The 15,217-nt window shown below is 35.5% G+C and carries 12 protein-coding genes and 2 other annotated features; all 12 genes read left to right on the top strand.

What is annotated here, in order from left to right; genetic code table 11:
- Window positions 1-5 precede the first annotated feature (5 nt).
- Window positions 6-1,223, top strand: coding sequence for a tRNA 4-thiouridine(8) synthase ThiI (gene thiI / locus HYQ40_02595; protein ID MBZ6526649.1), 1,218 nt, complete (start codon window positions 6-8; stop codon window positions 1,221-1,223).
- Window positions 1,224-1,303: 80 nt separating this feature from the next.
- Entirely contained in the window at window positions 1,304-1,798 is a 495-nt protein-coding gene (locus HYQ40_02590; protein ID MBZ6526648.1) for a redoxin domain-containing protein, read from the top strand.
- 199 nt (window positions 1,799-1,997) lie between these two features.
- Window positions 1,998-3,920 (top strand): fructose-1,6-bisphosphatase, encoded by a 1,923-nt coding sequence (locus HYQ40_02585; GenBank protein MBZ6526647.1) that lies wholly within the window; start codon window positions 1,998-2,000, stop codon window positions 3,918-3,920.
- Between the two features lie 89 nt (window positions 3,921-4,009).
- Window positions 4,010-4,750: an NAD-dependent protein deacylase gene (locus tag HYQ40_02580; protein MBZ6526646.1), complete on the top strand. Its 741-nt coding sequence runs from the start codon at window positions 4,010-4,012 to the stop codon at window positions 4,748-4,750.
- Between the two features lie 129 nt (window positions 4,751-4,879).
- Window positions 4,880-5,082: a binding site (T-box leader), on the top strand.
- 93 nt (window positions 5,083-5,175) lie between these two features.
- A complete protein-coding gene (locus tag HYQ40_02575) occupies window positions 5,176-7,809 on the top strand; it encodes a valine--tRNA ligase (GenBank protein MBZ6526645.1) in 2,634 nt (877 codons plus the stop codon).
- A 185-nt stretch (window positions 7,810-7,994) separates the two neighbouring features.
- Entirely contained in the window at window positions 7,995-9,335 is a 1,341-nt protein-coding gene (locus tag HYQ40_02570; protein ID MBZ6526644.1) for a bifunctional folylpolyglutamate synthase/dihydrofolate synthase, read from the top strand.
- A gap of 54 nt (window positions 9,336-9,389) precedes the next feature.
- The gene (radC, locus tag HYQ40_02565; protein ID MBZ6526643.1) at window positions 9,390-10,085 is read left to right on the top strand and encodes a DNA repair protein RadC; all 696 of its coding nucleotides are present in this window, start codon (window positions 9,390-9,392) and stop codon (window positions 10,083-10,085) included.
- A gap of 155 nt (window positions 10,086-10,240) precedes the next feature.
- On the top strand, window positions 10,241-10,441 hold the full coding sequence (locus HYQ40_02560) for a cold shock domain-containing protein (GenBank protein ID MBZ6526642.1): 201 nt from the start codon (window positions 10,241-10,243) through the stop codon (window positions 10,439-10,441).
- 224 nt (window positions 10,442-10,665) lie between these two features.
- Entirely contained in the window at window positions 10,666-12,069 is a 1,404-nt protein-coding gene (locus HYQ40_02555; protein MBZ6526641.1) for an aldehyde dehydrogenase family protein, read from the top strand.
- A 376-nt stretch (window positions 12,070-12,445) separates the two neighbouring features.
- The gene (locus tag HYQ40_02550) at window positions 12,446-13,465 is read left to right on the top strand and encodes a rod shape-determining protein (GenBank protein ID MBZ6526640.1); all 1,020 of its coding nucleotides are present in this window, start codon (window positions 12,446-12,448) and stop codon (window positions 13,463-13,465) included.
- 27 nt (window positions 13,466-13,492) lie between these two features.
- Window positions 13,493-14,332 carry a rod shape-determining protein MreC gene (gene mreC / locus HYQ40_02545; protein ID MBZ6526639.1) on the top strand — a complete coding sequence of 280 codons (840 nt, stop codon included), beginning with the start codon at window positions 13,493-13,495 and terminating at the stop codon, window positions 14,330-14,332.
- On the top strand, window positions 14,333-14,875 hold the full coding sequence (gene mreD / locus HYQ40_02540) for a rod shape-determining protein MreD (GenBank protein ID MBZ6526638.1): 543 nt from the start codon (window positions 14,333-14,335) through the stop codon (window positions 14,873-14,875).
- Between the two features lie 113 nt (window positions 14,876-14,988).
- Window positions 14,989-15,208, top strand: a binding site (T-box leader).
- Window positions 15,209-15,217: the final 9 nt, after the last annotated feature.

The raw sequence follows: 15,217 nt of genomic DNA, 5'->3' as shown, positions 1-15,217 counted from the left end.
ATATAATGAAAGAAAAACAAATCAAAATTCACTATGGTGAATTGTCAACTAAAGGAAAAAACCGAAAAATGTTTCAACAAAAAATGGCTGAGCAAATTCGCCATAAAACGAAACATATTGAACGTATTAAGATTTTACCTAATCGTGATTTTATGTTTGTTATTTGGAATGAGGCAAGCTATGAAGACATTATAGATGTATTAAAAGATATACCAGGTATTGCAAGATTTGAACCTGTCTATCCAGTTGCCAAAAATATGGATGCAATTAAAAAGCGTGCTTTAGAATTGTTTAAGGAATTGAATATTCAGGATAATGAATCATTTAAAGTTGTCGCAAAACGCTCTGATAAGGAATTCGCGTTGGATACTTATGAGATTCAACGTGAAGTAGGGGATGTCATTGGTGAAGCGTATCAAAATTTAGAAGTGAAGATGAATAAACCAACCTATAAACTAACAGTGAGTATTCACCTTAAAGACGAAGCTTATTTGAGTTTGTTATCTTATCCTGGACTTCAAGGAATGCCTTATGGTTCTAGTGGAAGAGGAATGCTAATGTTGTCAGGAGGATTTGATTCTCCAATTGCAGGGTATTTAATGATGCGTCGTGGAATGGAGATTGAAGCAGTTCACTTTAGCAGTCCGCCTTATACAAGCCCACAAGCATTAGAAAAGGCTAAAAAATTAACTGCAAAATTAGCGCATTTTGGAATGCCTATAAAATTCCATAATGTACCATTCGCTAAAATTCAAGAGGAGATTAAAGCGCACATTCCAGATAGCGAATCGATGACTGTAATGCGTCGTTTTATGTTAAGAATTATGGATCAACTTATTGAACAGAACAATGCGGATGCAATTATTAATGGAGAATCACTTGGACAAGTTGCATCACAAACAGTTCAAAGTATGCGTGTCATTAATGAGGTTACAACAACTCCGGTACTTAGACCATTGATTGCAACCGACAAAAATGAAATTATAGCTTTAGCAGAGCGAATCGATACGTATGATGTATCTAATGAACCATATGAAGATTGTTGTACAGTATTTGCACCAAGTGCACCACATACGAAGCCGAAAATTGAAAAAATCAAAGATTACGAAACAGCTTTAGATATCGAGGCATTAGTTCAAGATGCTATTGAAAATACAACGATTGAAAAAATAGATGAGGGTTATATTCAAAATCTACAAACTGACTTTGCTGACTTACTTTAGTCTGTAATCAGATTCTTTGAAACTTTGATCCGTAAACGATATAATAACTTTAGAATTGAAATATGAAAGGGAGTTATATCATGCAAGTAACATTTAAAGGCGATCCAATCGAAGTTCAAGGTACTCAACCCTCAGTTGGTGAGAAAGCACCTAACGCAACAGTTACTAATAGCAAAGGCGAAAAAGTAGAATTAGCTAATATTATTAGTGGTAATGTAACGATTTTAAGTGTCGTACCGGATGTATTAACTCGTACATGTGAATTGCAAACTAAGAACTTTGCTGAAAAAACAGCAGATAAAGGCTATAAATATATTACTCTTGGTCGTAATACTGTTGATGAGTTCAATGAGTGGAACAAAGAGAACGACTTAGAAGTTGATACTTTTACTGACGCTGATGGAGAGTTTGGTAAAGCCTATGGCTTAGATATTGATTTAGGCGGAAACACTCGCACAACTCGTGCTGTATTCGTTGTCGATAAAGATGGAGTCGTTCAATATAAAGAAATCGTCAGTGAAGTAGCAGATGAGCCAGATTATGATTCTGCTTTAGCTGCTGCGGATAAATTATAAACAAAATTTAATAGATTAGCACTTTAGTTAACCACTAAAGTGCTTTTTTGTATGAACATAAATATTATTCAATTTTGTACTGAAAAACTTATAATATAAAGTAAAATAAGAATGATACCAAATAATAAATATTTTTTATTGCAAAAATGAGGCCTTTTCACTAAAAATGTACTATTATATATAAGAGGGGTGATTTTGGATGAATAATAAGTATTATGCACTTTTAAAGGAGAAATTCCCAACTAAAGAAAGTGTTTTAACAGAAATTATTAATTTGGATGCTATTATGCAATTACCTAAAGGAACTGAACACTTTGTGAGTGACTTACACGGTGAGTATGTAGCGTTCAATCACGTTATGCGTAATGGTTCAGGAAGTATTAAAGAGAAAGTATCTAACTGTTTTGCAGGCCGTAATGATGTTGATATAGATGATTTAAGTGTATTGATATATTACCCTACTGGCAAGATAACAATGGAAGAAAATCGACTGAATGACAAAGAAATAACTGAATGGTATCAAAAACAAATTCATTTACTATTAGAAGTAACACTATTTTCAAGCTCAAAATACACCCGTTCAAAAGTGAGAAAGTCTTTAGACACTCAGTATCGCTATATAATTGAAGAGCTACTTTTCGAAGCAAATCCTGATTCTAATAAGAGAGATTATTATAATACAATTATTAATAAAGTTATTGAATTAGGGCAAGCAAAACAATTAATTCGCTCACTTTGTATTACGATTCAGCATTTAGTTGTTGATCATCTCCATGTCGTAGGTGATATTTTCGATAGAGGGCCTGCACCGGATAAGATTATCGATCGATTAATGGCTGTACCTAGTATTGATATTCAATGGGGAAATCATGACATTATTTGGATGGCCTCGATGGCAGGGTCACTCGTTTCAATTATGAATGTTGTTCGAATATCTGCGCGTTACAATAATTTAGATATTATTGAAGAGTCATATGGAATTAACCTTAGACCCCTCATTGAGTACGCGGATAAATACTATGAGCCTATCGATAAATTCAAACCAAAAATTAATGATGAGAGCGAAATATCTGACTTAGAACACACCATATTAAATATTATCCAGCAAGCGACAAGTATTTTACAACTCAAATTAGAAGGGCAGTTATACAATCGACGCCCTGATTTTAAGATGAAAAATCGTGATATGCTAAGTGCGATTAACCCTGAGGAAGAAACAATCAGAATTGATGGGAAGGATTATTCATTGACTAATTTTCATGCACCAACAGTCACTTGGGATAACCCAAATGAGCTCACTGAAGAGGAAGAAGTGTTACTTGAAAAGTTGAAAGACTCTTTTCAAGGTAGTGAAAAGTTAAGACGACACATTAACTTCTTATTGGACAACGGTGGAATGTATTTAGTTTACAATAATAATTTACTTATTCATGGTGGCATTCCAATGCATGAAAATGGAGATTTCAAATCCTTACGAATTGATAATAAATCTTATGCGGGCAAGGAACTCTTAGACTTTTTTGAAACACATGTTTTCAAAGGGTTCAGCGATAGAAATAAAACGGGTGATTTTTCGACAGATTTAATGTGGTATTTATGGTGTGGAGATTCATCTTCATTATTTGGAAAAGGTGCAATGAAAACTTTTGAGCGTTACTATATTGAAAATAAAGAAACACATAAAGAACCTAAAAATGCCTATTATCAATTAAGAAATAATGAAATAAATTGTTTGGATATTCTACATGAGTTTGGCCTTGATGAGACAGCACACATCATTAATGGCCATACACCAGTAAAAGCTAAAGATGGTGAGAGTCCAATTAAAGGTAATGGAAGATTGATTGTGATTGATGGAGGTTTTTCTAAAGCTTACCATTCTCAAACTGGGATTGCGGGTTATACGTTACTATCTAATAGTTGGGGAATGCAGTTAGTAGCGCATCAACCTTTTGACTCTATTGATGATGCGGTCATGAATAAAAAGGATATTGTTTCTGTAAAACGTTTAGTCGATCGAGTAGAAAATCGTACTAAAGTTAAAGAAACAACGGTTGGAGAAAGGCTCCAGAAAGAAATTACAGATTTAGAAGAGTTATTTAAAAATTATGAACGTTACTAAATTAACACTCTACTTTTCAGCAAAGCTGATTGCATAAAAAGTGGAGTGTTTTAATAGTATACAGCAAGAAGGCTTATAAGGAGGCTGTCATGAAAAACATTCAAAAGTTACAACAACAAATTAATGAATCGCAACGCATCGTCTTCTTTGGGGGAGCAGGTGTATCAACAGAAAGTGGCATACCTGATTTCCGTTCAGCTGAAGGGATTTTTGTCCAAGATACAGGCTACCAGTATTCGCCTGAAGAAATTATTTCTCGCTCTTTTTTTGAACAACATCCAAAAGTATTTTTTGAATTTTATTTTGATAAACTCATATATCCTGATGCAAAACCAAATTCTACGCACCAATTTATTGCTGATCTTGAATCTGTTGGTAAAGAAGTGAATGTCATTACACAAAATATTGACGGTCTTCATCAAGATGCTGGGAGTACTAAAGTTCATGAATTACATGGTACAGTGCGTGATAATTATTGCTTAAATTGCCATGAGCATTTTACTGTTGAAGAACTTGAAAGAGATTCTAATGGGATTCCAAGATGTCCATATGATAGCGGTATTGTTCGACCGAATGTAGTTTTATATCAAGAAGGCTTAGATGAAGATGTACTTAATAGTGCGGTTAAAGCTATCCAGAAAGCTGATATGTTGATTATCGGGGGAACATCCCTTGTTGTATATCCAGCAGCTGGTTTAGTCAATTACTTTAGTGGTGATAATTTGGTCGTAATCAATAAAACGTTGATACAAGCAAACCACCAAGGAGTGCTAACGTTTGAAGACACATTATCAAACGTTTTTAATCAATTAGAGTTAGATAATGTTTGAGAACGACATCGGATTTATAATTAAGCGTGAATGAATAACCGAACAATATTAACTTAAAACTAGCGAAAATGAAGTCATCGTCTACTTGTAGAATGACACTAGATTTGATACACTGTTACTATATTTTAATACTTTGCGATGAAGAGAAGAGTAATCAACAAACACTAAAGAGAGGGAACGAATGGTGAAAGTTCCTACTGTTGATGAAGGTAGCTTGGAGCAATAAAGTGCGATGGATTTCCTGAGTGCTTTACGGAGATGTCACTTCGATAATAACAAAGAGAATGAGCAATCATTAAATTAGGTGGTACCACGATAACATCGTCCTATGTTTAACATAGGGCCTTTTTTATTGAAAAAAATCATAAAGTACCGTCGAAATAAAGTGCATAAATAGGCATTCATACAAAGAAAGGACTGAGATAATGAGCAAGAAAGAATTATCTACAAAGTATCAACCGCAAGAAGTTGAAGCGGGTAAATATGAACAATGGCTAGAAAAAGGTGTATTTAAACCAAGTGAAGATCCTAATGCGGAACCATATTCAATCGTTATACCACCACCAAATGTCACAGGTAAACTCCATTTGGGACATGCATGGGATGTAACGTTACAAGATATGATCATACGTCAAAAACGTATGCAAGGATTCGATACATTATGGTTACCAGGGATGGACCATGCCGGAATCGCTACTCAAGCAAAAGTTGAGGAAAGATTACGTGAACAAGGTGTATCAAGACATGACTTAGGTCGTGAGAAATTCTTAGAGAAAACGTGGGAATGGAAAGAGGAGTATGCTTCTCATATTCGTGAACAATGGGCCAAAATGGGCGTTTCCGTAGACTATTCTCGTGAGCGTTTTACTTTAGATGAAGGTTTAAACAAAGCTGTAAATAAAGTATTCGTTAAATTATACGAAAAAGATTTAATTTATCGTGGTGAATATATTATTAACTGGGACCCAGTTGCCCAAACAGCGTTATCTGATATCGAAGTTATTCATAAAGACGTTCAAGGTGCATTTTACCACGTGGAATATCCAGTAGTAGGATCAGATGAAAGAGTAGAAATTGCAACAACACGACCAGAAACAATGTTAGGTGATACGGCGATTGCAGTTCACCCTGAAGATGACCGTTATCAACACTTAATTGGTAAAACAGTTATGTTACCACTTATGGACCGAGAAATTCCAGTTGTTGCCGATGAGTATGTTGAACGTGAATTTGGAACAGGGGTTGTAAAGATAACACCCGCTCATGATCCTAATGACTTTGAAGTGGGTAATCGTCATGACTTACCACGTTTAAACGTGATGCATAAAGATGGATCAATTAACAAAAATGGTGGTAAGTACGACGGAATGGACCGTTTTGAAGCACGTAAAGCAGTGGTTAAAGATTTAGAAGAACAAGGTTACTTAGTTAAAATCGAAGAAATCGTACATAGTGTTGGACACTCTGAGCGTAGTGGAGCGGTAGTAGAACCTTACCTATCAACTCAATGGTTCGTTAAGATGGAGCCGTTAGCTAAACAAGCGATTGATAAACAAAGCTCAGAAACAGCGGTAGAATTCTTCCCAGAAAGATTTAATTCAACATTCATCACTTGGATGGAAAATGTACATGATTGGGTTATTTCGCGTCAATTGTGGTGGGGACATCAAATTCCTGCTTGGCACCATAAAGAAACCGGTGAAGTATATGTTGGTGAGGAAGCGCCCGAGGATGAGTCCAATTGGGAACGTGATCCAGATGTGTTAGATACATGGTTCTCTTCTGCATTATGGCCATTTTCTACTATGGGTTGGCCGGAAGAAACACCAGATCTAGCTAGATATTTCCCTACAAATACCTTAGTAACTGGTTACGATATACTACCATTTTGGGTTAGCCGAATGATTTTCCAATCATTGGAGTTTACTGGAGAAAAGCCATTTAAAAATGTTTTGATGCATGGATTAATACGTGATTCTGACGGACTTAAGATGAGTAAGTCCCTAGGTAACGGAATTGATCCAATGGACGTTATTGAAGAACATGGAGTAGATGCATTACGTTGGTTCTTAGCTAATGGATCAGCACCTGGTCAAGATGTTCGTTATATTCCTGAAAAAGTATCTGCGGCATGGAATTTCATTAATAAGATTTGGAATGCGAGCCGTTATGTATTAATGAACGTTGGTGACATGACTATTGATGAAATTACCATTGGGGATGACATGACACTTGCAGACCATTGGATCTTATCTCGTTTACAGACAGTGACTGAGACAGTGACACGTTTATTCGATAAATTTGATTTTGGTGAAGCTGGAAGAGTATTATACCACTTTATCTGGGATGATTACTGTGACTGGTATATTGAGATGACGAAAGAAAACTTACAAGATGAGAGTACTGATAATACAACAACTAAGAGTATTTTAATCTATGTATTAGACCAATTCTTACGCTTATTACATCCAATTATGCCATTCGTAACGGAAGAGATTTGGCAACAAATAGCTCCAGCAGACGAATCAATTGTAGTTTCAAGCTATCCAGTTGTTCAAGATAAGTTCATGGATAAAGATAGTGAAGAAGCGATGACTAAACTGATTGAGATTATTCGTTCAGTTCGTCAAATTCGTAATGAAATGAATACGCCTCTTTCTAAAGCTGTTGATTTATATATTAAAGTAAGTGACGATTCAACTCGTAAAGTTTTAGAAGAGAATATTGCTTACATTCACAGGTTCTGTAATCCAGAAAAATTAGAGATTGGTAGCGAGGTAACTACGCCAAGCGAAGTTGTAACACAAACATTGGCATTTGCTCAAATCTTAATGCCGTTAGAAGGATTAATTAAAATCGAAGATGAAATTAAACGATTAGAGCAAGAAAAAGCTAAATTAGAAAAAGAAGTTGAACGTTTAGTTAAAAAATTAGGTAACGAAAACTTTATTAAAAAAGCGCCTGAAGCAGTTGTTAAAGAAGAACGCGAAAAGGAAGCTGATTATAACAAGCAATTAGCTGCAGTTACTGAAAGAATTGAAGAATTAAACGCTTTATAAAAGAACGCAACACGAGTATTCTCCAAAAAGTAACAATTGGGTATTGGACAATATATGTAGTAATGAATGAATTGTAATTACTAAATGAACCCAGAGGGTAGTCATTCACAAAAAATTGAACAAGAGCAATCATTTTAAGGGGAGTTAATATTCGAATTATATTAACGAGGAGTCTTGATGATAAAATGAAATTAACTACTGTTGACCAAGCAGTCGCTTGGCTTGATGCACAAACTAATTCAAAACAAAGAATAGGAATCAACAAAATACGTACAGCAATGGCATATTTTGATAATCCACAACTTGGACTTCCAGTTATTCATATAACTGGAACAAATGGGAAGGGGTCTACTACAACTTTTCTTAAAGAATTATTGCTAAGCCAAGGATTAGCTGTAGGTACGTTTACTTCGCCTCACATTATGCGTTTTAACGAAAGAATTAGTTATAACGGTCGTAATATTAGTGATGAGGATTTAATTCGAATTACAGAACAGATGGTTGAATTGAATGAATATATGGAAACAACGGAGTATGGACGATTAGTCTTTTTTGAACTCTATACGGTCATGATGGCATTGTATTTCCATGAAAATCAACCAGATGTTTGTTTAATTGAAGTAGGAATTGGTGGCGAGAATGATTGCACCAATGTTTTTGATGCTGACTTAGCTATTTTGACTACAATCGGCCTGGATCATGAAGACTTATTAGGAGATACAGTAGAAGCTGTGGCAACTGAAAAGTCAGGCATTATTAAGAATGGAACAACTGTAGTAACAGGACCGATTCTTTCATCCCCTCTAAGTGTTGTAAGTGACCGGGTAGAGCGTATGGATGGCACACATCTACAATTTGATGTGAATTATGGTTTCGAAAACGTCACTAACTTGAAAGAAAATGGCTCTTCATTTGATTTTTGGATTAAAATAGATGGGCAGAAGTTAGTCAAAAATTGGCAAATTACCATGCTTGGACATTATCAGATAGATAATGCGACAATTGCTCTTAGAGCATTTCTTGCTTGGATGTCAATGCAAGGTGAAGCAGTTGATTTCGAGAATGCTTATACGGCTTTGAAGTATACAAAGTGGATGGCTCGTATGGAGAAAGTATCGAACTTCCCAATTATTTATATTGATGGGGCTCATAACGCTCACGGATTGACAGCATTAAAACGTTTAGTTGATGAATATTTTTATGACAAATCAATTACAATTTTGTATGCAGGACTATCAACAAAGAATCAAGATGATCAGTTACCAATATTACAATCATTTAATGCAGAAGCACTTTATTTAACTCAGTTTGATCATCGTAAATCAATGTCCATTGATCATTTTTCTGAGTTGGCTGACAGAATGAATAACACATCTTTTGAGATGGTTTATGATTGGAAAGATTTTATCTTAGATTATACTCAAAATGAAGGTAGATCGAGTAATAATATCTTGTTAATAACGGGTTCTTTATATTTCGTATCAGATGTAAGACAATTAATTTTGAATAAAGTGAAAATAAAATAATGGAATCGCCTCTTTTTCGTGTATCTATATATATACGAAAAGGAGGTATTTTTTTTGAAAATTATAAATTCATTTATACGTGAAGTTCCTAAAGATGTTCAACCTAGAGAGAGACTATTAGCATACGGTGAAAAGGCACTGTCAGACCATGAATTACTAGCAATACTATTTCGAACTGGTACAAAAGATGAGAACGTACTAAAATTAGCGATGAGTTTTATTAATCATTTTGAAAATCTAAACGAACTAAAACATTCGAGTATCGAAGCCTTTCAACAAGTAAAAGGAGTAGGACCAGTTAAAGCCATTGAACTCAAAGCTGCGATTGAATTAGGGTACCGCATCGCGACCAGTGCTATTCCAAAATACGGTCACATTGTATCAACGCGATCTGCTGGTGAATGGCTCATGCAAGAAATGTCTGATTTGCATCAAGAACATCTTGTCGTTTTGTTCTTAAACACAAAAAATGAAATTATTAAGAAGCGAACTATCTTTGTCGGATCAGTTAATAGTGCAGTCGCGCATCCTCGAGAAATTTTCAAAGAAGCAGTAAAGTATCCGACTGCTCGGATTATCATCGCTCATAATCATCCTAGTGGAGATACTAAGCCGAGTCCGGCTGATTTACATTTTACAAAGCGTATGATTGCTTGCGGAGAACTGATGGGGATTGACGTATTGGATCATTTAATTATTGGACAGGGAGAGTACTTAAGTTTACATGAAAGCACAAATTTATTTGATTAAATTTTAATATAAAATGTAAAAATATTGCATTTTTTTCACATTGTGATAATATTAACATATGTTTTTGTCAGAGGTAAGAAAGATTTTAAAAATTCGATTCGTACCATCAGCAAGAATATAATACATGTGCTAGGCACGAAGAGGAGGCTATGAAAATGGCAGAAGGAAAAGTAAAATGGTTTGACGCTGGTAAAGGGTTCGGTTTCATCGAACGCGACGGAGATGCAGACGTATTCGTACATTTCTCAGCAATCCAAGGTGATGGATTCAAATCTTTAGAAGAAGGTCAAGAAGTGACTTTTGATATTGAAGATGGAGCTCGTGGACCACAAGCAGCAAATGTTAACAAAATCTAATTTTCGTTAACAACAAGCAAGTTAAAACTCTTTAGAGAGTTAAGCTCAAGACAACGAGTCTTGAGCTTTTTTTGCATGCATATAAATTGAATGTAAGTGGTTACGATGATAAACTAGTTTATATAAAGCGAAAATAAATAGTCATTATATTTATAGTGGTATTCATTTAAATTTGCACAATATAGTGACATGGTGTGAAGTGAATGGCGAAAGGAGAAAGTAAATTGAAAACGTATAAAATGTATATTAATGGTGCTTGGACCGATAGCCAGAGTTCAGAGAAAAAAGATGTTATAAACCCCACAACAGAGGAGGTAATCGCACAAGTTCCAATAGGGAATCAAGAAGATGCAAATAAGGCGGTATCTGCAGCAAAAGATGCATTTCCTTCTTGGAACGCCTTAACACCAAAAGAGCGAGCGGAGTATGTACTAAAAATAGGCAAAGGTATTCGTGATCGAGCGGAAGAGATAACTGATTCTGTTATTGCTGAATTAGGATCTGCGCGTAGTTTTAGTGAATACTCGCAAGTTATTCGCTCAGCAGAAGAACTTGAAGCATCTGTAGCGTCATTAGATCATTTTGAATTCACTGAAGAGATAGAGAATGCGACAATAGTTAAAGAAGGTGTAGGTGTCGTAGCCGCCATCACGCCTTGGAACTATCCATTGAATCAAATTCAACGTAAACTGACTCCAGCGCTTCTCGCAGGTAACACAGTTGTTGTAAAACCAGCTTCGGATACGCCAATTACAGCAATGTTATTGGCCGAGATTATTGATGATGTTGGCTTACCAAAAGGTGTATTTAACTTAATTACCGGAAGCGGTAGTGATATGGGTGATTACTTAGCAGGACATAAAGATGTGGGCTTAATTTCATTTACTGGATCGACTGATGTTGGTAGTAGTCTATTTGACAAAGCGAAGCACGGAATCAAGAAGCTCGTCCTAGAATTAGGAGGTAAATCAGCCTTAGTATACTTAAAAGGTGGTGATTTACAAACAGCTGTTAAAACATCGATGGATACCGTTGCGAATAATACTGGCCAATCGTGTTCAGCACTAACTCGCTTACTAGTTCCCGAAGTTGAACTTGAAGAAGTAAAATCAGCCCTAATTGAGTATGTAAAGAGTGCAAAAGTAGGCGATCCAAACGATAAAGAGACTGTTGTAGGCCCACTTGTATCTAAGGGGCAAAAAGAAACAGTTTTAGAATATATTGAAAAAGGAAAACAAGAAGGTGCTGAAATATTAATTGGTGGGAATGCAATTGACCGTAAAGGTTACTTTGTTGAACCAACCGTTTTTGTCAATGTCTCAAATGATATGACAATCGCTCAAGAAGAAATATTTGGCCCAGTTCTTGTTGTCATTACATATAAAGATGTAGAAGAAGCGATTCGAATTGCGAACGACTCAGAATATGGTTTAGGTGGAGCAGTCGTTGGTCCAGCTGAGGAAGCGTTAGAAGTAGCTCGTCAACTTAGGACAGGGAATGTTATAATTAATGGAGCGAAAGTAAGTAATGCTGCTCCGTTTGGTGGGTACAAACAATCAGGAGTTGGCCGTGAAAAAGGCCACTACGGCATTGAAGATTACTTAGAAATAAAAGCGATTTTTAAATAGTTTTATTAGCACACGTATTTAACAGATAAGTGTGCTTTTTGTTTGCAATTGATAAGATGTGAAAAACTGACAATTCTATTACACTTATTTTAGTGAGAATGGTTCGGTAAACATAGTTGAATGTCTCCAGAAAATCATTTTGGCTGTCGTCTTGATACCAAAATGTGTGAAGGCTCTTTTTTTACACATCGTGATCACTTTTCCATGTAAAATGTAGGAACGTAAAAGAAGTTATTGTTATTCATTGATATTTTGTTTACAATTCAAAAATAACTTATATAATTTTATTAAGAGTGTGAAGATTGGTAGCTTTTTGACCAATGGATTTGCTATAATGTTTTGGTATGTTATATTCTTGTCAAAAGGAGGGAATGCAATGTTTTGGAATAAACAAAGACTCGGCATTGACCTGGGAACCGCTAATACCATCATTTATATTGAGAAAAAAGGTATTGCACTTAGGGAACCTTCCATAGTTGCTAAGCAAATTGCGACAGGTGAGATTGTTGCTTTTGGAAAAGAGGCTGAACAATTAGTTGGAAGAACCTCTGACAAATATGAAATTATTCGTCCGATGCGTGACGGTGTGATTGCAAACTTTGAGTTAACAAAACAAATGTTATCTCATTATATTAAACAAGCAGTTCATCGATCTTTTTCGCGGCCAGAAGTTGTTATCTGTGTGCCTAGTAATATATCTAAAGTTGAAAGACGTGCAATGATTGACGCAATCAAAGACTTAGGTATTTCAAGAGCGATGATTATTGAAGAACCATTTGCAGCAGCGTTAGGAGCTGACTTATCTATATCAGAGCCACGCGGTAAGATGGTGGTGGATATTGGTGGTGGTACGACTGATGTCGCGACTATCTCATATGGAGAAGTGGTTGATGATATTACATCGCGTGCTGGTGGGAATCGAATGAATGAAGCGATTCAAGCATATGTGCGAGAAAATTATCAATTAGCAATCGGATATGGTGAAGCTGAAGCATTAAAGATCGAAATTGGTAATGCTAAATTTACTGAATATGATAAAAATGATAAGATGGTAGTCAAAGGTCGTAATATCGCAACGGGTGTGCCTGATGAACGTATCATCTATGCAAAAGTGATTTCTGAAGCATTAGATGAAGTCATTTCAATGATTGTAACTTCAATTAAACAAGTCCTAGAAGTTACAAAGCCTGAACTGTCCGCTGATATTATGGAATCTGGTATTGTCTTGTCAGGTGGTGGCGCATTATTGAAGCGTCTACCAGAAAGATTGTATGATGAGATTGGTATTCCAGTACACTTATCTAAGATACCGTTGGATAGTGTTGCAATTGGTGCAGGAAAGATGCTAAAAGAATTAAATAAACAAGGTAAAGAACACGAGCGTCGTTCACGCTAGAGTTTTTTAGGTAAGGAAGAGGAATGAATGTTAAATAATAAGAAATTAATCGGATTGCTTATCTCTAGTATTGCCGTAATTTCATTGGTATTCTTTTCACTGAATAATGGAACTACTAATGTTGTCAGTAGTGCAGTCAATGAAACCGGCGCATGGGTAGGTAGAGTATTCTCTGCCCCTGTAAATATTGTCGTAAATTTTGTGAACTCAGTCGATGAGTTAATAAATACATTTGAGGAAAATCAAAGTTTAAAATCTAAAATCAGTGAGATTGACGAGTTACAAGTAAGAATTGCTGATTTGGAGACTGAAAACGAAAAAATGCGTCAAGAATTAAACTTATCAGAAACATTAAGTGATTTTACTCGTGTAAATGCAACTGTTATCTCTAGAAACCCAGACCAATGGATGGAAACATTAACGATCAATGTTGGTTCGAATGAGGGAATCAGAAAAGACATGTCTGTCATGGCTGGTAATGGTTTAATTGGACGTATTGTTGAAGTTAACCCAACTAGTTCAAAAGTAATGTTATTAACAACACAACAACAATCCGAAAGTATGGTCTCGGCTCGAATTCAAACACAAGGTGATTCATCAGCGAATGGTATTTTGAGCTCTTATGATCCTCGAACTGGAAATTATAAGATGACACAAGTCGATCCAGCTGCAGAAGTTGCACAAGGTGATATGGTTATTACATCTGGTTTAGGTGGAATCACTCCTGCAACATTATTAATTGGAGAAGTTGCTGAATCTTATATGGATGATTACGGACTATTTCAAGTAGTAGAAATTGAGCCTGCTGGAGAAATGACTGATATTCGTTTTGTAACAGTAATCATCGGCGAAGGGCAGAGTGAGTAGATGAGAATCAATCGTTGGCAAAGATTAAAATGGACTATACCTTTAGTTTTATTTCTAACAACAATTATTGATGCTGCTCTACCAGCAATATTCCCTTCAGCCTTTTTAGGGCACGGGCAGGTTATTGTTTCTCACATTACATTGTATTATGTTGTGACCTTTGCCTTTTATTTCCGTGAAAGTAATATTTTGATGTACAGTTTTATATTCGGATTATTTTATGATTCATATAATACGACCGTATTAGGTGTTTATGCTACGCTTTATTTCATCATTGCATATTTAATAACTAAAGTTAAAGTATATTTCCCAAAAAAAATGCTATTTCATGCAATGTTATTTATTGTAGGTGTTGTGATACTCGATGTCTTAGTCTATGTCTTTTATAACGAAATAGGGACATCGATGATGTCTATGACAAGCTTTTTAGTATCTAGATTGAGCCCAACATTAATATTCAATGTTGTTATGGCAATTATTCTTTATTTCCCAACACGAAGTTTATTGAATTGGTTAGGATATGAAGACTACATCATTTTCTAGTAAATTAGAAAACGATGATAGAAAAAACAATATTATGAATATATTTTTAATGAAATGGCGAAAAAGTATTGACTTATCTTAAAAGAATTGCTAAAATCGGTTCAAGTTAATAAATTAAGTCTGAGATTAAGAGAGTAGACAATTAAAACATCAAAGCGAGGTAAGACAGAGTGGAAGCTTGCCGTTGGATGATTGTTGAACCGCACTTATGAGACAGGCAAGTGAATAAGTAGCTTGCTTCGCTATCTGAGCGTTAACAATTAGAGGGAATGACTCTAGATTATCTAGAGTTATTAACTAGAGTGGTACCGCGGTCTCAAACCCGTCTCTATGTTCGAAAGA

The sequence above is a fragment of the Aerococcaceae bacterium DSM 111021 genome, assembly GCA_020112395.1.
Classification (GTDB): domain Bacteria; phylum Bacillota; class Bacilli; order Lactobacillales; family Aerococcaceae; genus Ruoffia.
This window is presented reverse-complemented; position numbering and strand designations above follow the sequence as displayed.

What these genes read in the sequence shown, in the direction of transcription:
- thiI (MBZ6526649.1), top strand. Translation starts at nt 6, where the DNA reads ATGAAAGAAAAACAAATCAAAATTCACTATGGTGAATTGTCAACTAAA.
- HYQ40_02590 (MBZ6526648.1), top strand. Translation starts at nt 1,304, where the DNA reads ATGCAAGTAACATTTAAAGGCGATCCAATCGAAGTTCAAGGTACTCAA.
- HYQ40_02585 (MBZ6526647.1), top strand. Translation starts at nt 1,998, where the DNA reads ATGAATAATAAGTATTATGCACTTTTAAAGGAGAAATTCCCAACTAAA.
- HYQ40_02580 (MBZ6526646.1), top strand. Translation starts at nt 4,010, where the DNA reads ATGAAAAACATTCAAAAGTTACAACAACAAATTAATGAATCGCAACGC.
- HYQ40_02575 (MBZ6526645.1), top strand. Translation starts at nt 5,176, where the DNA reads ATGAGCAAGAAAGAATTATCTACAAAGTATCAACCGCAAGAAGTTGAA.
- HYQ40_02570 (MBZ6526644.1), top strand. Translation starts at nt 7,995, where the DNA reads ATGAAATTAACTACTGTTGACCAAGCAGTCGCTTGGCTTGATGCACAA.
- HYQ40_02560 (MBZ6526642.1), top strand. Translation starts at nt 10,241, where the DNA reads ATGGCAGAAGGAAAAGTAAAATGGTTTGACGCTGGTAAAGGGTTCGGT.
- HYQ40_02550 (MBZ6526640.1), top strand. Translation starts at nt 12,446, where the DNA reads ATGTTTTGGAATAAACAAAGACTCGGCATTGACCTGGGAACCGCTAAT.
- mreC (MBZ6526639.1), top strand. Translation starts at nt 13,493, where the DNA reads ATGTTAAATAATAAGAAATTAATCGGATTGCTTATCTCTAGTATTGCC.
- mreD (MBZ6526638.1), top strand. Translation starts at nt 14,333, where the DNA reads ATGAGAATCAATCGTTGGCAAAGATTAAAATGGACTATACCTTTAGTT.